Source organism: Halopseudomonas sp. (genome assembly GCF_047631575.1).
GTDB lineage: Bacteria > Pseudomonadota > Gammaproteobacteria > Pseudomonadales > Pseudomonadaceae > Halopseudomonas.
Map to the genome: position 1 here is coordinate 120,153 of NZ_JBLIAB010000007.1, position 20,061 is coordinate 140,213.

Below are 20,061 nucleotides of genomic sequence, written 5' to 3' on the forward strand. Positions count from 1 at the left end.
GGTAACTCAACCTGCTTGACGGAATACCGGCAAAGGGGTCGCCGATCTACAGTCATTTGATGAATAATTTCATCAATTAACTTACATGATAGCTATTGGCGGAACATTAGGGAAATCAGATTGCCATCTTTAACTGCGTTCCCGGCCTGTTCAGTGGGCTGTAGCCCTACTCCTGCGCCGATTCGAGTATGGCCAGCACGGTTGCGGGGGAGTAGCCATAATCGCCCATCAAGGCGTGAAGCTTGTCGTTGAACGCCATTTCCTGTTGCAGCCCGACATCCTGCTTCATGGTTTCCAATTGGGAGAGCTGCTGCGCAAGCTGGCGCTCGGCGGCGCGAAATTCTGAAAGATTTGGCATAAGACGTTGTGATCCTCGGTTCCTCATCGAATTCTACACTAATACGCCTGCATTAGACGCTTGGCGGGGTTACGTCTAAGCTTGCGAACATGATTCTATTACGACTTCCTATTACTCAGTTCAAGGTTACCAAAACAGGTTTGCTCCTGACACTGCTCTGGCTGCTGACCAGTTGCAGCGGCGTCGATCCTGCTACGAGCAACAGAACAGAGCAATCGCTCAAAGAGCGGCAGGCAAGCCGGATGATGGTGTCCGCGGCCCATCCAGCCGCAGTGGAAGCGGGTTTGCGGGTACTGCGCCGGGGTGGTCATGCGGTTGATGCGGCCATCGCGGTGCAGATGGTACTGGGCTTTATCGAAGCGCCCGAGACCGGCATTGGTGGTGGCGGTTATCTGCTACTGCATCAGAGCGACAACGGCGAAACGTCGATCTATGACGGCCGAGAAACGGCGCCCGCCGCCGCACAGCCAGACCGCTTTCAGTTTCTGGGGATAAATATGCCGTTAGCATTGGCAATCCCCAGCGCGGCGTCGGTAGGCGTCCCCGGCCTGATCGCCATGCTCTCTGAGGCGCACCGCGAGCACGGCCGGCTGCCGTGGGATGAGCTGATCGCGCCAGCAATAGCGTTGGCCGAGACGGGCTTGCCTATGCCACTGCGCCTGCAGCGGCAGATAGAACAAGACTGGTCGCTGCGCCTGTTCGCCGACACCCGCGCCTATTTTCGCAGCCAGATAAAGGAAAAGCCTGCTGTACTGCGTAACCCGCAACTGGGCCAAACCTTGCGTCGCATCGCCAGCCAAGGGACGGACGCCTTCTATCGTGGTCCGATAGCCGAGGGTGTGCTCCAGCGTCTAAAAGCCGCGCGCTGGGGCAGCAGCGGCATGACGTCAGCTGATCTGGCGAGTTACCAAGCGGTGAAACACGACGCCGTGTGCCGACCGTATCGTCAGTGGACAGTCTGTGGCGCGCCGCCCTCCTCATCTGGTGGCATCACCGTGCTGCAAATACTGGGCATGCTTGAGCAATTTGATCTGCGCTCAATGGAGCCCAACGGTGTTGCCGCCGTGCATTTGATTGCCGAAGCAAGTCGCTTGGCCTTTGCCGACCGCAACCATTACATAGGCGATCCTGATTATGTGGATGTGCACATGGACCGCTTGCTCAACCCCGCCTACCTGCGCCAGCGTGCCGGCCTGATCGGTCCCGATCGCGCCATGGGCAAGATACATCCGGGTGATCCTGGAGAGCGGGTCGAGATCGAAGAAGTCGATGTCCAACCCGAAACCGCTGAACGGGGTACTTCACATTTCAGCATTGTAGACCAAGACGGCAATTTGCTAGCCCTCACCAGTTCCAACGAAGCGCCTTTCGGCAGCCGCATGCTCAGTCAGGGTTTCGTACTCAACAATCAACTGACAGATTTCAGCTTCAACCCCACCCTGGATGGGCGCACGCATCCCAATGCTGTGGCCGGAGGCAAACGGCCGCGTAGCTCCATGGCTCCCACCATGGTGTTTGACGCACAAGGGACGCCTCGGCTGGTCATCGGTTCGCGTGGCGGCAGCCGAATTATCGGCTATGTAACCAAAGTCCTGATCGGGGTGCTGGATTGGGACATGGACGTGCAGGACGCGATAGCCCTTCCCAACAGGGTCGAACGCGGGCGCGGCCTGGAATTGGAAGCAGGTACCTCACTTGAGTCCCTCGCACCCGCATTGGAAGAACTGGGCCACGAGGTCAGTATCGTACCGATGACCAGCGGTTTGCACGGCATCGAGCGCGTTGCCGGTCGCTGGCGCGGCGGGGCTGATCCGCGGCTTGACGGCGTCGCATTGGGCGAATGAGCGGTTGGACTGACAGAGCCATGCTAGGCTGCTGCGCTGATAATCTCGACGGAGATAGGCATGACCAAAATTGATGCTTTTACACTACCGCCCTGGCAAAAAACCGCAGAGGGCCAGTTGCGCAGGGTGGGCGTGGAGCTCGAAATGAACGGTCTCGAACTGGATGAAATCGCCCGTCTGGCTGCTGAGTTTCTCGGCTGCACGGTTGAGACAACAAGCCGCTATGAGCGCTCCTTGCGTGGAGATCCCGCAGGGGAATGGATCGTCGAGCTCGATTTTGCTCTGCTGAAAAAAATGGGCCGCGAAGAACGCATTGCCAGCGATCTGGGCGATGAAATCAGAGGCTCGGCCGAAGACGTGATCAAATGGTTCGCCAATGGCCTGGTACCCCATGAGCTGGTCAGCCCACCCCTGCCACTGAATCGCCTCGGAGAAGTCGACGAGCTCATAGCTTACCTGCGTGAGGCCGGCGCCAAGGGAACGGGCGACCGGGCGACCAACGCCTTCGGCATGCAGTTCAATCCGGAGGTGCCAGCTTGCAAAGCCAATATCATTTCGGCCTATTTGAAAGCTTTCCTGTGCCTGTTCGATTGGCTCAGTGTCCGCGCCGACATCAACATGACCCGGCGCCTGACCAGCTATGTCGATCCGTTCCCGGGTCCTTATGTAAAAAAATTGGTTCAGACCGACTACTGGCCCGATATGGCCGGATTGATTGACGACTACCTGGAAGCCAATCCGACACGCAATCGGGCACTGGATATGCTGCCGCTGTTCAAGCATATCGACGAACAGCGCGTGCTGGCTAAGGTAAGCGACGAGCTTATAAAGTCTCGCCCCACCTTTCACTACCGGCTGCCCGACTGTTTGATCGATCAGCCAGGCTGGGGTGTTCACATCGCATGGAACGATTGGGTTGAGGTTGAACGCCTGGCGGCCGACCCGCAACGATTAGAAAAGTGCTGCCGCGCCTACGCCGTGTACCTGGATAAAAGCGTCGGGCGATTGCTGCACAACTGGGAAGACGAGGTGCAACAGAAATGGCTGAGTGGGGCAACATGAGCAAAACGGTTGTTGCCATCACCGGGCCCCGCAAAGGCGCCTTTGGGCCCCGCTTCATGGTGTCTTGTGCTGTTCGCTGGTACGGCGCTAAACCACTGCACATTCGCCCCGGCGACGACATACAAACGCTGCAGTATGACGCTGTGGTTGTCACCGGCGGGCACGATATAGATCCAGTGCTGTATGCGGCAGAGCCGGAAGTGCATCCCAAGTATGATCCGGAGCGGGACACGCTGGAATCCGCGGTAATCGATGACGCCCTAGTACGAGGACTCCCGCTGCTGGGCATCTGTCGTGGCGCTCAATTATTGAACGCTCGACGTGGCGGCAATCTGTTCCAGGATCTGAAATCACATCGCAAGCTGACTTCAAACCGCCGCACAATACTGCCGTTGAAGACGCTATTGCCCGAGTCAAATAGCTTTCTAAGCAAACTACTGCGGACCGACAGGTGCAAGATCAACAGCCTGCACAATCAGGCTATAGATCACGTCGGTACCGATCTGCAAGTCAGCGGTCTTGATCTGGACGGCATTGTTCAAGCGATAGAGGCTCCCGGTCATGCTTTTTTAATAGGCGTGCAGTGGCATCCGGAGTTCCTGCTTTTCAACGGCCGGCAGCGGCGCTTGTTCGGCGCATTGATTGAGGCAGCCAGACACTAATCTGGCTGCAGCCACAACCTACTCGAACTGACTTAATACAGCGCCAGCCCGCTGATACGCCGTACGGGGGTACGTACTGCCTCTTCGAACACGCCGTCACGGCTTTCCAGCAGAGTAAAATGCGTGCTGGCCCGGGTGATCGCGGTATAGACCAGTTCCTTGGTCAATACGGGGTTACGTGTCGGTGGCAGCACCAAGGCTGCATGGGTGAATTCCGAGCCTTGGGATTTGTGCACCGTCATGGCAAATACGGTTTCCACCTCGGGCAGGCGGCTGGGCAGCACAAAACGGATACCGCCGCTGCCATCATTCCGCGGGAAGGCCACCCGCAGGGTTTCACGCTCAGGTGTGCCCGGCAGCAAAGCCGGTTCAGCTACGCGCAGGGCAATACCGATATCTCCGTTCATCAGTCCCAGCGCATAATCATTGCGCGTTACCAACACCGGACGCCCTTCATACCAGCCCTGATCGTGGGCCAGTAGCCTACGGGCGCGCAGCAAACCGGCTACTTGCTGATTGATTGCTTCTACACCCCAGTCGCCCCTGCGCACAGCACACAGCAACTGAAACTGATCAAAAATCGCCAGCACCTGCCGCGCCCATGCCTGCCAGGCATCGCTATTGGCTGGGGTGCCAGCATCGGGCCGCTGCTCCTTGAGTACCTGCAGATAACCCTGATAACCCGGTAATTGGGCAGTACCCAGCACACAGGTAGCAAAGGCGGGATCCCCGGGTTTGCTCAGACTGCGCTGGTGTATATCGGCAAAGGTGCCGGCCTGCAGCAAGCGTCGGGCATCCCCGTCAGCGCAGCGATTCACCGCCCGCGCCAGCTCGCCAATGCCACTGTTACCGCGAAAGCGGTGTGAGTAACGCAACATGGCTGTCTGCTGCTCCAGCGCATGGGTTGTCTCGTCGCCGGGTTGCAAGTCGGCCTCAGCCAGCGACTGGCCGCTGACCTGCTCCAACCACTGGCGCGTTTGCACGCTGTAGTGGCCCTGATCGGCCCGCCGACACAGATCGCCAAGCACCGCTCCAGCTTCTACCGAGGCGAGCTGATCCTTGTCGCCGAGCAGAATCAACCGTGCCGAGGGTGGCAGAGCAGCCAGCACACAGGCCATCATTTCCAGATCGATCATCGAGGCTTCGTCAATCACCAAGACATCCAGCGCCAGCGGGTTATCCACGTGGTGACGAAAATGCCGACTGTGCGGCAAGCTACCGAGCAGCCGATGCAGGGTACCTACTTCGCTGGGAATAGCGGCCTTGACAACAGCGTCCACTGGCAGGCTTCCAACTTGCCGACCAATGGATTCAGTCAACCGCGCCGCCGCCTTGCCCGTTGGTGCGGCCAGACGAATCCGCAGTGGCTGCCCAGCAGCGACTGCGGGAGCCTGCAGCAACGCCAGCAAACGCACCACCGTGGTCGTTTTACCGGTACCCGGACCGCCGGTGATGATACTAAAGCGGCCACGGGCAGCCAGCGCACAGGCTAACAGCTGCCAGTCCGGGTTTTGCGTGCTGTCGGCGAACAGTGCCTGCAAGCGCTGCGGGAGAGCGTCCATCAGCGCCAGCGGCGCCTGCAAACGGGCATGCACATTTGCGACGACCTGCTGCTCATACTGCCAGTAGCGCCGCAAATACAACCGCTCACCGGCGAGCACCAGCGGCCGCGTGCCTCGCTCGGGCGCCTCGCTATCCACCACCGCACTGAGCCTAAGCGCTGAGCACCATTGCTCCAGCGTATAACCGCGCAACAATTGCGAGGGCAGTAATACGTCACTCGTCTCTGCATTGTCCGGCGGTAAGGAGAGCGCAAAATCCGGCTCGTACAGGGTCGCAGCCAAATCCAGACAGACGTGACCATGGCCCAGCTGATGACTGACCAGCGCCGCAGCGAGCAAGACAGGCGCAGCGCAATCTGGTACCTGTTCAAGCAGAAACCCAGCCAGCGCCCGATCCAGCGGCCGCAACCAGTTGTGGTTTTGCCAGTCATCCAGCAAGGCCAGCAAGCAATGGCTACTCTCCAGTTGTGTGCTCGACGCGGACGCAACGCCCAACAGATCAAGTTGTTCAGACATGCGCAGCCTCCTGTGCCTGGCCGGCAAACAGACGATCAAGACTTTCAATCAGTTCACGCGGCGGACGAGTGTGCCAGAGCCCACCACTATCGGCTTGGACCCCGCGCATAAACCAATAGGCGGCGCCGCCCATGTGCTGGTCATAGTCATAGTCAGGCAAGCGTGCGCGCAGTTGCCGATGGAGCGCCAGCACGTAGAAGACGTACTGCAGGTCGTAACGGTGTTCGAGTATGGCCCGGCTCATCGCGGCCTCGCTGTAAGCGCTGGCATCCTTGCCCAGCCAGTTGGATTTGTAGTCAAGCACCCAATAGCGCCCCTGATACTCGAATACCAGATCGATATAGCCTTTGAACAAGCCATTCAATCGATCATTACCCAGAGCAGGTCGATCGACAGCATCCAACGTGTACGCGCAGACCAGCTGATCGATGGTCGACGCCTTGACGTCATGGGCAGTAAAAAGAAACTGCATTTCGCTTTGGTAGTGCGCTGGCTGCAGCGCTGCCAGACTCAGATCACTGCCCGGCACCAGCCCCTTGAATGTCAACAGGCTCCCCATCCACTCAGTCAGATAGCCTCCCCAATCGCCCCAGTTGCGACGCTGACAACGGGGATACACCCGCTCTGCGCAATAGTCTGCATCGGTCAATTGCGCGAACCCTTCATCCGCCGCCAACTCAAGCAAGCCGTGCAGGAAGGTACCTGGCTGCGGTCCCCGGGGAAAACGGTGCATGTTCGGCGTTTCGCCTGTCCGCAGGGGCGTGAATAGGTCTTCCTTGTCGTCAGCGAAATAATCGGTGTCATGTCCGCCGATAAGTGCACTGTAAGATCCTACCCACCAGCGGGCGAATTCCGGATGACTTGGGTGTCTTTCGCGCAGGGTCAGCGCGGCAACGACAGGCGGCTGATAGCCCGTCTCGGTGACCACTGGCGCAGCAATCACTGCCAGGGTTTCTGCCTGTTCCCAGGCGTGCAACCACTCGCCCAGTTGCACAGAGCTTTGCAGTGGCTCAGCGCCGGCCAACAGCCAGGCCACTGCACTGTGGTGCAGCACCGAGGATTTACTTCGACCACTTTTCAGGTCGGCCAGACCCAGCCAGCATGCATGGCGGGCACGGGTCAGGGCCACGTAGAGCAGGCGCAGATCTTCACCCAAACGCTCGGCATCGGCCTGCGCCACCGCCTGCTCATCCGGCGCCAGATTCAGTTGTCGCACACCACCGTCATGCAGCCACAGCGGCTTCTTGCCATCAGCCGGTCGGCTATGGGCGATAAAGGGCAAAAACACCAGGGGATATTCCAAACCCTTGGATTTATGGATAGTCACTACCCTGACCAGTTCCGCGTCACTCTCCAGCCGCAGCACCTGTTCCTCGGAACTGCTGTCGCCCAGGTTAAGTAGCAATTCGCTCAGATGACGAATTAACGCCTGCTCACCGTCCAGCTCACGGGCCGCTCGCTGCATCAGTTCAGCCAGATGCAGCAGGTTGGTCAAGCGGCGCTCGCCATCGCTTTGTTGCAGTAGTCGTGTCGGCAGCAGAAAGGCATGTAACAGCTGCTGCAACATGGGTAGTACACCCTGGCGCAGCCACAAACGACGAAACCCGTGGAACTGATCAACCCGTTGCTCCCAGTAACGTTCATCCTCGTTAAGGCGTTCCAGCTCGGCCCAGCTCAGGCCTAGGCTCGCACTGGCCAGTGCGGCCCGCAACAATCCGTCGTTACCCGGATCGGCGCAGGCACGTAGCCAGCGCAATAGGTCCTGCGCCTCCAGACTGGCAAATACCGAATCCTTGTCTGACAGATACACGCTGCGGACGCCACGCTGAGCCAATGCGCGGCGAATACATTGAGCTTCGCGACCGGTACGCACCAGCACCGCCATATCCGCCGGTTTGACTGCCACAAAGGAGCCATCGGCGTGCGCAAAGCCAGCCTCATCCTGCTGGCCAGCGTTAAGCAGGGTTACCATGGCCGTTGCGCAGTGGTCGGCCATTTGCTCGCGGTAAGCATCGCCGCTCAAAGGCTCATCACTGGCCAGATGCCAGATACTCATGGCTGGCGCGGGAACGCCCTGCCACTGCCAGACCTCCTTGCGACCCTGGGCTGCAACCGATAGAAAGGGCAAGGGGTTATCCACACCCCGGGCAAAACGAAAGGCACCCTGAGCGTGGCGGGTCTCTGCCAGCTCGAATACCCGGTTCACCGCATCGACCATCGATTGGCTGGAGCGATAATTGGTATCCAAATTCTCATGCCGCCCGGCCGTGTCCCTGCGTGCCTGCAGGTAGGTGTGAATATCTGCGCCGCGGAAACTGTAGATCGCTTGCTTGGGGTCGCCAATCAGCAGCAAAGCGGTGTCCTGGTCATTATTCGCGACGCGGTATATTGAATCGAAAATGCGGTATTGCAGTGGGTCGGTATCCTGAAATTCATCGATCATCGCGACCGGAAATTGCGTGCGGATCACTTCGGCCAGACGCTTGCCGCTGGGACCTTGCAAGGCCGCATCCAAGCGCTTGAGCATGTCATCAAAACCCATTTGGGCCAGACGACGCTGTTCCTGTTCAAACCGTTCGGCTATCCAGGCGGCGGCGTGTTTCAGAGCCGGCTGGTCCGGCGCGGCCAGTTCGGCTAGCGCCTGCCGCAATAGGGGCAGATTTTGCGCGGCTGGATGCCTGGGTGGCTCACCACTCTTCCAGGCCTCAGCCAACCCATCTTCACTCAGACGCATCCAGGCTGAGTCTGTCAGCGCAGGGGCTTGCTGCTCAGGGTCCTCGGCCCAGACGCGCAGGGCCTCAAACCAGGGCGCAAAATAGCGCCGCTGCAAAATACGGCCATTCACCTGCTTGTGCTCCACGCCCTGCTCGATCAGCCTCTCCAGTTCATCCGCCCACTGCAGCCAAGGTGCTTTCAGGTGGACCAATGCCTGCGCGCGCTGGTTCAGACTGTCAACAATGAGGTCCTGCAATTGACCGCTGGCTGGCGGGAGCTGGTCTGCAAGCAGCGCATGCAGCGCACCCAGCAACCGCTCCGGGCTTTGCCAGTGCTGCGCTACCCAGTCGAGCGCATCACCGTGCAGCGGGTAACATTGTTCACGCCAATAGTCGCGCGTAACTTCTGCGCGTAATTCTCGCTGGTCGGTTTCCAAGGTCTGCTCAAACAAGCTCCCGCTGTCGAAAGCATGTTCGCGCAGCATGCGCTGACACCAGCTGTGAATCGTCGAAACGGCCGCCTGATCCATCCACTGTGCGGCGATTTCAAGCTTGCGGGCACAGCCTGGCCATTGTTCGCTCGGCGTCTGCTGGCACAGCTGGGCAATGATCGGGTCCGGCGCCGCCAGGTCGTGGCGGAAAGCGCGGGCCGCGTCCACCAGACGAGCACGAATGCGATCGCGCAATTCCTGCGTCGCGGCCTCGGTAAAGGTCACAACAAGAATTTCCGGGGGCAGCAGAGCCCGAGGGAAGTCTGCCTCGCCGCCCTGCCCCAGGACCAAACGAAGATAAAGCGCGGAGATAGTGAAGGTCTTACCGGTGCCGGCACTGGCTTCGATCAGCCGGCTACCGCGCAGCGGGCAGCGCAGAGCCAAGGGCGTCTGGGTAGGATTCATGCTTGAGCCTCCACTGGCTGGACTGTCAGCCATGCGTTTTCCAGCATCTGCGTCAGCGGCTGATACAACACACTAGCCCACGCCTCGAAGCCGGCCGCGTGCAAGCTGGCAAAATCCGGATAGCTGCGTTGCAGGGCGACACTGCCGGCCAAAGCGCCTATCTTGAAATCATTGCCTTCAAATTGCAGCCGGGTCTGGGCCAGGTCCTCGCTTAACAGCCAGGTCATGCCGGTTTCCAGCACCACTGGCAAGGGCTGTTGCAAGCCTTCCAGCCAGGCTTCCAGCCAGCCATGCAGTATTTGCTGCGCCTGCTCGGCGGGTACTGGCTGCAGTAGTAGATTAGCGTCCTCGGCAATCAGGCAGCCCTGTACGGCGTGGCCGCTGGCACAGGCCAGCAAATGCCGGCACAAGGCTGGCAGCACGCGCTTCCAGCGCAGGGTCTTCTGCTTGCCGTTACCGCCCTGCAGCCGTCCAGTCTCCAGCTGTAACAACATCAGACCCTCCACAGCGCTGGACGTCCGCAGGCCGCTGAGCCAGTCATGCAAGGCGATCCCGGGAGCGTTGACAACCAGTGCCAGTGGTTCGGCGACCGGACGATTCCAGGTCTCGGTACACTGGCGGTAACGCGCCAGCTGTTCGGCCAGTGGCTCGATCAGTGCCTGCCGACTGATTTCGCCAAAGCCAGCCAGGGGCAGACTGCCGCGGCGATCAAGACGCAACGACTCTCGCTCCAGCACGGCATCCCAATCGGCTTCTGGGCCGCTGGCCAGTGTGCGTTCAAGCAGCCATTGGCGGAGCTGAAAGCGCTGCAAACCATCCAGGGCAAAGGACTCGTCATCCTCGCTGTGCAGTTCAGCATCCCGAAACCAGACCTTGAGGCGTCGGGCGAAGAAGTGCTCTACCGGGTTACGCAGAAATCGTTGCAACGCGCTCAGATCAATGGGCTCGGTGATAACCACAGGGGGCAGAGCGCTGTCTCTGATTGGTTGCAGGGGGCTGTCATGCAGGACTCTCCAGTCACCGGCATAGCTGAACAGGGCTGCGTGACTGCCATCAAAATACTGGTGACTAAAGGGCTGCAGTGGGTGTTTGGTGGTCAACACATGCAGCAGATCCACGCTAGAATCAGCGCACTGCCAGCCGGCCCCCAGATGATCGCGTAGTTGACCAATCAAGACCGAGGGCGGACGTTCGCTATTATCGCGAATACTGCGTCCAACCCAACTGACATACAGGCTGTCGCGCGCCGAGAGCAGCGCCTCAAGCAAAAGATAACGATCATCTTCACGGCGGGACCGATCGCCGGGCCGGTAGTCAGTGGCCATCAGATCGAAATCCAGCGGCGCTTGAGCGCGGGGATAGTCGCCGTCATTCATGCCCAGCAGACAGACCAGCCGGAATGGAATCGCGCGCATGGGCATCAAGGTGCATACATTCACTGCACCCGCTAAAAAGCGCTGACTCAACTGGCTCTCACCAACGCTGCTTAGCCAGGCTTCAGCCACTACATTCAGCGGCAGCGCTTCATCGAGCTGAACGTCATGACACAGTTCCAGCCATTGATCGAGGCTTTCACGCAGCTGCCCGAGGAGTACCTGATCGGTTTCAGTCGCAGCCAGAAAGAACTCCGCCAAAAGCGCTCGCAATCGCTCTCCCCAGACTGTGGGCACAGCAGGTTCGCCCAGCGCCTGTTCGTGCCGGTCAAAGGCTTGCAGCAACTGATCCAAAGGACCAATCAGTGCGGCATCCAAACCGCCGATTTCGTCATAGGGTTCAATCGTGCCCCAGGCAGCAGTATTACCACTGGCATAACCAAGTAGCATGCGGCGCAGACCGAAGCGCCAGCTGTTGTTATCCAGTCCGCCGGGTAAGCCGCGGGCACTGAGACGCTCTTGATCCAGACCCCAGCGAATTCCGGCACCTTCGATCCATCGTTGCAGCGTCGGCAGGTCTGCCTCGGTCAGTCCAAAGCGACTGCGCAGGGCAGGCACATCGAGCAAATCCAGCACTTCGCTGACCGGCAGCCGATCGTGGGGCAATTGCAGCAGGTGCTCCAGGGCGATCAACAGCGGTTCGCGTCCGCGCTGATTCTGGTCAGCCAGGGTAAACGGAATATAGCGTCGATCGTCGGTTGCATACTGACCAAAAACAGCCTGTATGTGCGGTGCATAGGTATCCACATCCGGCACCATGACAATGATATCGCGTGGGCGCAGTGAATGATCTCGGCCAAAGGCGTCGAGCAATTGATCATGCAGGATTTCCACTTCCCGCTGAGGACTGTGGGCAATGTGAAAGCGTATCGACACATCGTCGGGCAATGGGGCAGGCAAACCGGACTCGGGCGCTCGAATGGTCAGCGGCGGCCAGTGACTGTGGGTTTCTGCCAATGACCGCAGCTCCAGGATGTCCTGCTGCAACTGCTGCAGCAGAGTTTTCCCGGTATTGTCCTCAAACAGGTCAACGCGACCGCCGTTGATCGCAGCAAATCGGGCTTCATAGCTGGTCCGCTCATCGTGCACATCTAAGAGGTTGATATAGTCGCGCCCTTGCTTGCCCCAGGCCGCCAGCAAAGGATGGGCGTGCTGATGCAGGGTGCTTTCATCCAGTTGCAGCGGGCTGCCGGGTTTAATGGACTGGCGTCGATACTGGTGTCTGAGCAGTTCGCGATCAGCGACGATATCGCCCCAATAGAACTGACAGGGGTTGAGCACGGCCAAGAGTACTTGGCTGAAGCGTCCCAGTGCGGCCAGCGCCTCCAGTGTTTGCGCCGGTAACGATGAAATACCAAAGACAATGACCCGACGCGGCAGGCCTGTAGGTCGCTGCGTGGCGCTCAACAGGCTGTCCAGTGCGCGCGGGTGAACGCCGGCGCGGCTATGGCTCACATGCTCGCTGCCCACATCGGCCAGCACCGCGCGCCATAGCGCTGGTTGCCAGCGTTCATGATCTTCCAGCTGCCGCCCGCCACTGCGTGCCAGGCTCACTCGGTCGTGATCGGCTGCCCAGTCGTTAAGCCAGTCTGCCCGATACACCTGGTACTGATCGAACAGGTCGGCCAGACGCTCGGCCAGTTGATAGCGCTTGCGGCAGTCATCATCGTCCGCAAGAAAGCGCTGCAGGGGCGCAAACGCCGGATCTTCCAGCAACCCAGGCAACAGGCGCAAGAGACGCCAGGTCAGCGGTTGCTTGTCCAGTGGAGAGGTGCCGGGAACGCTGTCTGAGTCCAACACAGCCCGATAAAGCTGCCAGAGAAACTGAGCAGGCAATTGCACATCCAGCGCTGCCGCGATGCCACAGCCGCCCTTCTCTGGATCTTCAGCCAAAGCCATCTCCAGCCATTGACCGATGCCATTGCTCTGGACCAGCACCACTTCGTTCTCCAGCGGCGCCAGCGGATGCTCTCGCATCCAGTCGACCACTAACTGGCGCAGGCTCTCCAGTCGGTTACCGTGAAGAATCATGAATCCGGGGGTAAGACTGGCGGCGTCCTGCATTGCTACTCCTGTATTAACCGGTCAAGCACAAATCCGGTGCTGATCTCTGGCCATAGTATCAGGGGTCGCTGCGACAGATCAGGTCGCGATGCAATTAGACCTGAGCGCCCAGATATCGACGTTCCCAGGGGGTGATTTCATCGAGAAAATGTTCAAGTTCCAGGGTTTTTGTCGCTAGATAACCATCAATAAACTCATCGTCGAAAAGCTCCCGGGCCAGCGAACTGCGGCTCAATCGATTGATCGCCTCGTGAAGCGAGCCCGGCAGTTTGAGGTGATCCGGCGCAGCAAACTGTCCGGCGACAGGTGCACTCGGCTCTATTTCATTGTCGATGCCATAAAAGCCGGCAGCAAGACTCGCGGCAATGGCCAGATAGGGATTGGCATCCGCGCCAGGCAAACGATTCTCGACGCGCCGGGCATCAGGCGTGCTGGCCGGGATACGCAAACCGGCGCTGCGATTATCCTCCGCCCAACATAGGTTGTTAGGCGATGCAAAAACATGACAAAAGCGCTGATAGGAATTTATGTTTGGCGCCATCAGCAGGGTCAGGTCAACCAGACACAGCTGCAGACCACCAATGAAATGTTGGAAACTGAAGGTAGGCTCGTTGTTACGCGGGTCGGTGAAAATATTTCTGCCGTGGGTCTTTTCGATCACACTTTGATGGATATGCATCGAGCACCCAGGCACCCGCGCCAGAGGCTTGGCCATACAGACGGCAATCAGACCATGTTTGAGCGCTACTTCATGCAGCATATGCTTGAACAGGAATGTCTGGTCGGCGATCAGCAGTGGATCACCATGCACGAAGTTGATCTCGAACTGGCTCACGCCCATCTCATGCATGAAGGTATCCCGGGCGATACCCAGCGCCGCCATGCCGACTTTGATCTCATCAAAAAACGGCCGTAGACCGTTGCTCGAACTGACACTGAACGCTGCATTACCCGGGTCGCGGCGGCCATCAATGCCGACCGGTGGCTGGAACGGCTGATTGACATCAAGGTGACGTTCAAACACAAAGAATTCCAGCTCGGTGGCAACGATGGGTTGCCAGTTACGCTCGGTATACTGGTCGATCACTCGCTTGAGCAAAGTTCGACTCGACAGTCCTGACAGCGTGCCGTCAAGCTCCACCGCATCACATACTGCCAAGGCTCTGGGCGTATCTGCCCACGGCAGCACATGCACCTGCTCGGGTACCGCACGCAGCTCCAGATCTCCATCGTCATCGCCGAAAAAAGCGGGCTCCGGATAGCCGCCCATCAGGGCCTGCAACAACACGCCGCGAGCCATCTGCAAACGCCGACCGCCCAACAAGCCGTCTACCGTCATCACCTTGCCCCGCGGAATGCCATTGAGATCGGGGGTAACGCATTCGATTTCGGGCACACCCGCCAAGCGCATCGACAGCGGAACCGCAGATAATGGAGAAGACATGAGAGGGCCCTTTTTTAGCACTGACCGGGATGGTCTGCACGAATGATACAGGGCGCAGTGAAGCGACGTCACCGCCGTATCGGCCGCAATAGGCTTTTCAGGCGGGCATAAAAAAACCGGCCTGAACACTCAGGCCGGCTTCTTCCACTCAATATTGATCAGAAGCTCAAGGAGCGATCACCCTGGTCGTCACGAATCCGACTGGGCAGGCCCATGGCGTTCAATAAATTGATGAACGGCTTGGGCGGTAACTCTTCGACGTTGACCATCTTCTGTACGTCCCAGGCTCCGTTTGCGATCAGAATGGCTGCAGCGACGACAGGAACGCCCGCCGTATAGGAAATGCCCTGACTACCCACCTCGTTGTAAGCTTCGGCATGGTCGGCGACATTGTAGATGAACACCTCTTTGTCCTTGCCGTCTTTTTTGCCTTTGACCAGATCGCCAATACAGGTCTTACCCTGATAGTCCGGAGCTAATGAAGAAGGGTCCGGCAACACGGCCTTGACCACTTTCAACGGTACTACTTCCAACCCTTCTGCGGTCGTCACCGGTTGTTCGGACAGCAAACCCAGATTGTTCAGCACCGTAAACACGTTGATGTAATGTTCACCAAAACCCATCCAGAACCGAATGTTCGGCACGTTCAGATTCTGCGACAGCGAATGCAGCTCATCGTGACCGGTCATATAGCTGGTGTGCTGGCCGACTACCGGCAGATCATCCGTTCGCTTGACCTCGAACATCCGATTACTGACCCACTGGCTAGCCTGCCAGGACCAGACTTCGCCGGTGAATTCACGAAAGTTGATTTCCGGGTCGAAATTGGTGGCGAAGTATTTGCCATGGCTGCCAGCATTGATATCGATAATATCGATATCGCTGACGCTGTCGAAGTATTCACTGACCGCGAGCGCCGCATAGGCATTGACTACGCCCGGATCAAAGCCAATACCAAGTATCGCAGTCACACCGCTGGCCACACATAGCTCCCGGCGTTTCCACTCGTAGTTGGCATACCAGGGTGGCGTCTCGCAGATCTTTTCCGGCTCTTCGTGAATCGCCGTATCCAGATAAGCAGCTCCAGTCTCGATGCAGGCCTGGAGTACTGACATGTTGACGAAAGAGGATCCGACATTGATGACCAGCTGCGACCGTGTCTTGCCTATCAGCGCCTTGGTGGCCTCGACATCGAGAGCATCCAAAGCATGGGCCTGCAAGTCACCGGCAACCTTCAGGCTGCCTTTCTCCCGTACGCTGTCGACTAACTGCTGACACTTCTCGACCGTACGTGACGCAATATGAATATTGCCCAGCACATCGTTATGCTGCGCGCACTTGTGCGCAACCACTTGAGCAACACCACCAGCACCAATAATCAGAACATTTTTCTTCATGTCTCTTCCTCGAAACGCCTCCTTGGAAAAGGCTTGGATAATCGCCTCAGGAGAGGCCGTTTAGGAAATCGTCGAAGCTGAACTCGCGCACCACTTCGACACTGCCATCGAGCTGACGCACCGCGATGGAGGGCATTTGTACACCATTGAACCAGTTCTTCTTGACCATCGTATAACCGGCGGCATCGATAAATGACAGCCGGCTACCAATTTCAAGCTCCTTTTCAAACTGGAACTCACCAAAAATGTCGCCGGCCAGGCAGGATTTACCACACACCATATAGCTATGCGCACCCCCACATGGCTCCATCCTGGCGGGTTGCCGGTAAATCAGCAAATCGAGCATGTGCGCCTCGATGGAGCTGTCGACCACGGCCAGATTCTTGCCATTGAACAGCGTATCCAGCACGGTTACCTCGAGCGAGGTACTCATGGTGATCGCCGCCTCGCCGGGTTCAAGGTAGACCTGCACGCCGAAACGCTCGGAGAAGGCCCTGAGTCGAGCGCAGAAGGCGTCAAGAGGGTAATCATCGCCGGTAAAGTGAATCCCGCCGCCCAGACTGACCCACTCAACCTGCTCCAGCAAGCTGCCGAAGCGCTCCTCGATCTGACTCAACATCTGATCAAACAAGGCGAAATCACTATTTTCGCAATTGTTGTGGATCATGAAGCCCGATACCTGATCGATCACCCCTGCCACCTTGTCGGCATCCCACTCACCCAAACGACTGAAGGGTCGCGACGGATCGGCAATCAGAAATTCCGAACTGCTGACCCCGGGGTTAAGCCGCAAACCACGCACATGATCGGCAGAAGGGGCAGCAAAGCGTTGCAACTGGCTGATCGAATTAAAAATAATCTTGTCTGAATTGGCCAATACCTCTGCGATCTCGTCATCGGCATAGGCCACGCTGTATGCGTGGGTTTCCCCGGCAAACTTGAGGCGACCGAGTTTGACCTCGTTCAGCGATGAGGAGGTTGTGCCGTCCATGTATTGCTGCATCAGATCAAAGACCGACCAGGTGGCAAAACATTTCAACGCCAGCAGCGCCTTGGCGCCGGAGTGCTCACGCACGTAGGCAATGCGCTGCATATTACGCAGCAACTTGCTCTTGTCGATCAGGTAATACGGCGTTTTGATCATGGCACAACGACCCTCCGCTCATTGCCGATAAACCGGGAGATGCCCAGCGTACGCAAAGCGCGCGATTATAGTGAAAAACAGCCCGGGCTTCGAGGAAAAATACATAAACCAGCCGGCCCGATGCAGCTAATAGGATACCTGTCTAATATGACGATTTGCAGGCTCCCGGGACACACCCCTCAAGCGAGACCTCGCACATGCATAATACGCATTACAAGTGAGCATAATATGCATTAGACAAATAGAGGCTGATCCTTATAAGGTCAGCCGATCAATAAAAACTGGAGTCTAAACCATGCGTTATCCATCGCTGCTATTGACCACTGTACTCACCGCAAGCTGCAGCTGGAGCGCAGCAGCCCAACCGAAAGCCGCAGAGCCTGTGACGGCTGAGCACAACAAAGCAGTTCTTGAGGTCTTGCCGTTTTCCAACACTCAGGCGTTCGACGATGCAAAGAGAGGCTTTATCGCCGAGTGGCCCGAAGGCAAGGTGATCGATAGCGAGGGCAACATAGCCTGGAACATGGCGGCCTACGCTTTTTTGAATGCCGATTCAGCGCCTGCAACGGTCAATCCCAGCCTGTGGCGTCAGGCGCAGTTGAACGCGATTCATGGCCTGTTCGAAGTCACCGAAGGCATGTATCAGATCCGCGGTATGGATCTGTCCAACATGACCATTATCGAGGGTAAGACGGGGCTGATCATCATCGATCCACTGCTGACGCCAGCCACCGCCAAAGCGGGTCTAGAGCTGTATTATCAGAATCGACCGGAAAAACCAGTGGTTGCAGTGCTCTATACGCATAACCATGCCGATCATTTTGGTGGGGTTAAAGGTGTGATCGATGAAGCGGATGTGCGCTCGGGCAAGGTCAAGGTATATGCACCTTACGGCTTTATGCAGCACGCCGTTTCCGAAAACGTCATCGCCGGCAACGCCATGACTCGCCGTGCCACCTACCAATTTGGCGCGTCAGTCCCACCCGGCGAGCGCGGGCATGTGGATACCGGTCTTGGCAAGGCACTGGCCAGTGGCCCGATCACCCTGATCGCACCTACTGACACCGTGCCGGATGACGCCACAGTGACTATCGATGGCATTGATATCGAGTTTCTGATGGCCCACGGCTCAGAAGCTGAATCGGAAATGATGATGTATTTCCCGCAATTCAAGGTGCTCAACACTGCCGAGATAACCAGCCAACAGCTGCACAACATCTACACCATTCGCGGCGCAGCGATTCGCGACGCCAGCGCCTGGTCACACTATATCGACAAGGCATTGGAACGCTTCGGTGATCGAGCAGACATTCTGGTTGCCCAGCACCACTGGCCCATCTGGAAGCGCGAGGAGGCAAAGCATTTTCTCGGCGTGCAGCGTGATCTCTACAAATTCATCCACGACCAGTCGGTACGGATGATGAACAAAGGCTTTCTGCCCGGCGACATCGCAGAAAACATCAAACTGCCAAAAAGTCTGGACCAGCAATGGTACGCTCGAGGTTATTACGGCACTTTGAAACACAACGCCCGTGCCATCTATCAGCGCTACATGGGCTGGTACGATGCCAATCCAGCCAATTTGGATCCGTTGCCGGCGCAGGAGAACGCGAGGAAAACCATCAGTTACATGGGTGGCATGGACAAGGTGCTGAAGCAGGCTCGCATCGACTTTTCTAGCGGTGAATATCGCTGGGTCGCTTCAGTCATGAGTCAGGCTGTGTTTGCAGAGCCAGATAATCAGGCAGCACGAGAACTGGGCGCTGACGCGCTGGAGCAACTGGGCTACCAGGCTGAAGCGGGCACGTGGCGCGGCGCCTATCTGACTGGCGCACAGGAGCTGCGCCAGGGTACGGCTGAACCGCGTCGCGGCAATGCACTCTCCCCGGATTTACTACAAGCGCTGGATGCCGGGATGTTCTTCGATCTGCTAGCAGTGCGCCTGAACGCTGAAAAGGCTGAAGGGAAGCACTTGGTGATCAACTGGTCACTGACCGATATCGACGAACAGTACCGCCTGAATCTAGAGAACTCCACCCTGACCCATCGTGCCGGCAGCCTGGCTGACAGTCCCGATGCGAGCGTCAGCATGACCCGCGATACCTTGGATCGTATCCTGCTGCGTCAACTGACTTTCCCTGATGCAGTCAAGGCGGGTGATATCAAAGTGTCCGGCAACCCCATGGCGTTCTTCGGCTTGTTGCAGATGCTCGAAGAGCCGCCGGCAAACTTCCCGATCATCGAGCCAGTCGCTCAATAACCGGGCAAGGCGGAAATATAAAAGCCGGTGCTCAATTCAAATGAACTGAGCACCGGCTTTTAGTTTGCGTAGAAATCAGAAGTTGTAGCGCAGACCTGCGGAAAGCATATCGATGTCAAAGTCGTCAGCAACTTCCTTATAGCGCTCGTACTCAGCTACGATATCGAAGCTGTCAGCAACACGGTAGGCAGCACCAACACCGTAAGACACTAACGACTCTTTCTCGCTATCACTGCCAAAACCAGGACCAGCAGTTGCACGGATATCAGTCTTCATCTGATGATAACCGGCCTTGCCAAACAGGCTGAAGCGATCCAGTGGCAGCGTGCCAACCACGTTTGCACCCAGGCCGGTAGTATCTCCCGTTAACTTGACTGGCAATTCCATGAATACAAACCGATCCTCAATCATGCCCAAGTCTGTGTACTGGAACTCAACGCCAACATAGGGGTTGAGCTGTACGCCAGCGCCTACCTTCCAGGCAGTATCCGTATCATCGGAAATATTGCTGAGCTGAGCTTCTGACTGGCCAAGCGAGCCAAAAAGATAACCGTTAACCTGCTCAGCAGCCTGAGCGGCCGTGGCCATTGAACCCATTACGATCGCAGCTATCAGCGATTTTTTGAGCATTTTACATCTCCATATGCTTATTAAAACTGTCTTCGTGACAGTGATCCCATTTACTGGGCCTCTTGGCCCAGACGG

The 20,061-nt window shown here is 57.7% G+C and carries 12 protein-coding genes; 4 read left to right on the forward strand and 8 right to left on the reverse strand.

Annotated features, from left to right (window positions below):
• Positions 1 to 166: 166 nt before the first annotated feature.
• Complete coding sequence (locus ACJAXR_RS13020) at positions 167 to 358, reverse strand: hypothetical protein (RefSeq protein ID WP_415058701.1); 192 nt, start codon at positions 356 to 358, stop codon at positions 167 to 169.
• Between the two features lie 89 nt (positions 359 to 447).
• Between ACJAXR_RS13020 and ggt the strand changes: the two genes are divergently transcribed.
• The 3 genes from ggt to ACJAXR_RS13035 are packed head-to-tail and all read left to right on the forward strand — an operon-like array spanning position 448 to position 3,926.
• Positions 448 to 2,202 carry a gamma-glutamyltransferase gene (ggt, locus tag ACJAXR_RS13025; protein WP_415058702.1) on the forward strand — a complete coding sequence of 585 codons (1,755 nt, stop codon included), beginning with the start codon at positions 448 to 450 and terminating at the stop codon, positions 2,200 to 2,202.
• 60 nt (positions 2,203 to 2,262) lie between these two features.
• Positions 2,263 to 3,264: an amidoligase family protein gene (locus tag ACJAXR_RS13030; protein ID WP_415058703.1), complete on the forward strand. Its 1,002-nt coding sequence runs from the start codon at positions 2,263 to 2,265 to the stop codon at positions 3,262 to 3,264.
• On the forward strand, positions 3,243 to 3,926 hold the full coding sequence (locus ACJAXR_RS13035; RefSeq protein WP_415058704.1) for a gamma-glutamyl-gamma-aminobutyrate hydrolase family protein: 684 nt from the start codon (positions 3,243 to 3,245) through the stop codon (positions 3,924 to 3,926). Before ACJAXR_RS13030 ends, ACJAXR_RS13035 begins: the two co-directional genes overlap by 22 nt.
• A gap of 32 nt (positions 3,927 to 3,958) precedes the next feature.
• On the opposite strand, the gene recD is transcribed toward ACJAXR_RS13035, so the two are convergent.
• The 6 genes from recD to ACJAXR_RS13065 form a co-directional block, all read right to left on the reverse strand.
• The gene (gene recD / locus ACJAXR_RS13040) at positions 3,959 to 6,004 is read right to left on the reverse strand and encodes an exodeoxyribonuclease V subunit alpha (RefSeq protein WP_415058705.1); all 2,046 of its coding nucleotides are present in this window, start codon (positions 6,002 to 6,004) and stop codon (positions 3,959 to 3,961) included.
• Positions 5,997 to 9,614 (reverse strand): exodeoxyribonuclease V subunit beta, encoded by a 3,618-nt coding sequence (gene recB, locus ACJAXR_RS13045; protein WP_415058725.1) that lies wholly within the window; start codon positions 9,612 to 9,614, stop codon positions 5,997 to 5,999. Before recB ends, recD begins: the two co-directional genes overlap by 8 nt.
• Complete coding sequence (gene recC / locus ACJAXR_RS13050; protein ID WP_415058706.1) at positions 9,611 to 13,111, reverse strand: exodeoxyribonuclease V subunit gamma; 3,501 nt, start codon at positions 13,109 to 13,111, stop codon at positions 9,611 to 9,613. The genes recB and recC overlap by 4 nt, the downstream gene beginning before the upstream one ends.
• A gap of 94 nt (positions 13,112 to 13,205) precedes the next feature.
• A complete protein-coding gene (locus tag ACJAXR_RS13055) occupies positions 13,206 to 14,555 on the reverse strand; it encodes a glutamine synthetase family protein (protein ID WP_415058707.1) in 1,350 nt (449 codons plus the stop codon).
• Between the two features lie 158 nt (positions 14,556 to 14,713).
• A complete protein-coding gene (locus tag ACJAXR_RS13060) occupies positions 14,714 to 15,952 on the reverse strand; it encodes a saccharopine dehydrogenase family protein (RefSeq protein ID WP_415058708.1) in 1,239 nt (412 codons plus the stop codon).
• Between the two features lie 46 nt (positions 15,953 to 15,998).
• On the reverse strand, positions 15,999 to 17,096 hold the full coding sequence (locus tag ACJAXR_RS13065) for a carboxynorspermidine decarboxylase (RefSeq protein WP_415058709.1): 1,098 nt from the start codon (positions 17,094 to 17,096) through the stop codon (positions 15,999 to 16,001).
• A 295-nt stretch (positions 17,097 to 17,391) separates the two neighbouring features.
• Here ACJAXR_RS13065 and ACJAXR_RS13070 point away from each other — a divergent pair, with 295 nt between their 5' ends.
• Positions 17,392 to 19,356: an alkyl/aryl-sulfatase gene (locus ACJAXR_RS13070; protein WP_415058710.1), complete on the forward strand. Its 1,965-nt coding sequence runs from the start codon at positions 17,392 to 17,394 to the stop codon at positions 19,354 to 19,356.
• Positions 19,357 to 19,431: 75 nt separating this feature from the next.
• Here ACJAXR_RS13070 and ACJAXR_RS13075 read toward each other — a convergent pair whose 3' ends face one another.
• Positions 19,432 to 19,986, reverse strand: a complete 555-nt coding sequence (locus ACJAXR_RS13075) for a porin family protein (protein ID WP_415058711.1) — start codon at positions 19,984 to 19,986, stop codon at positions 19,432 to 19,434.
• Between the last annotated feature and the right edge of the window lie 75 nt (positions 19,987 to 20,061).

Bases quoted from the DNA above. Each gene is read 5' to 3' on its own strand.
- recD (WP_415058705.1), bottom strand. From the start codon at position 6,004: ATGTCTGAACAACTTGATCTGTTGGGCGTTGCGTCCGCGTCGAGCACA.
- ACJAXR_RS13060 (WP_415058708.1), bottom strand. From the start codon at position 15,952: ATGAAGAAAAATGTTCTGATTATTGGTGCTGGTGGTGTTGCTCAAGTG.
- ACJAXR_RS13035 (WP_415058704.1), top strand. From the start codon at position 3,243: ATGGCTGAGTGGGGCAACATGAGCAAAACGGTTGTTGCCATCACCGGG.
- ggt (WP_415058702.1), top strand. From the start codon at position 448: ATGATTCTATTACGACTTCCTATTACTCAGTTCAAGGTTACCAAAACA.
- recB (WP_415058725.1), bottom strand. From the start codon at position 9,614: ATGAATCCTACCCAGACGCCCTTGGCTCTGCGCTGCCCGCTGCGCGGT.
- ACJAXR_RS13070 (WP_415058710.1), top strand. From the start codon at position 17,392: ATGCGTTATCCATCGCTGCTATTGACCACTGTACTCACCGCAAGCTGC.
- ACJAXR_RS13055 (WP_415058707.1), bottom strand. From the start codon at position 14,555: ATGTCTTCTCCATTATCTGCGGTTCCGCTGTCGATGCGCTTGGCGGGT.
- recC (WP_415058706.1), bottom strand. From the start codon at position 13,111: ATGCAGGACGCCGCCAGTCTTACCCCCGGATTCATGATTCTTCACGGT.
- ACJAXR_RS13075 (WP_415058711.1), bottom strand. From the start codon at position 19,986: ATGCTCAAAAAATCGCTGATAGCTGCGATCGTAATGGGTTCAATGGCC.
- ACJAXR_RS13020 (WP_415058701.1), bottom strand. From the start codon at position 358: ATGCCAAATCTTTCAGAATTTCGCGCCGCCGAGCGCCAGCTTGCGCAG.
- ACJAXR_RS13030 (WP_415058703.1), top strand. From the start codon at position 2,263: ATGACCAAAATTGATGCTTTTACACTACCGCCCTGGCAAAAAACCGCA.
- ACJAXR_RS13065 (WP_415058709.1), bottom strand. From the start codon at position 17,096: ATGATCAAAACGCCGTATTACCTGATCGACAAGAGCAAGTTGCTGCGT.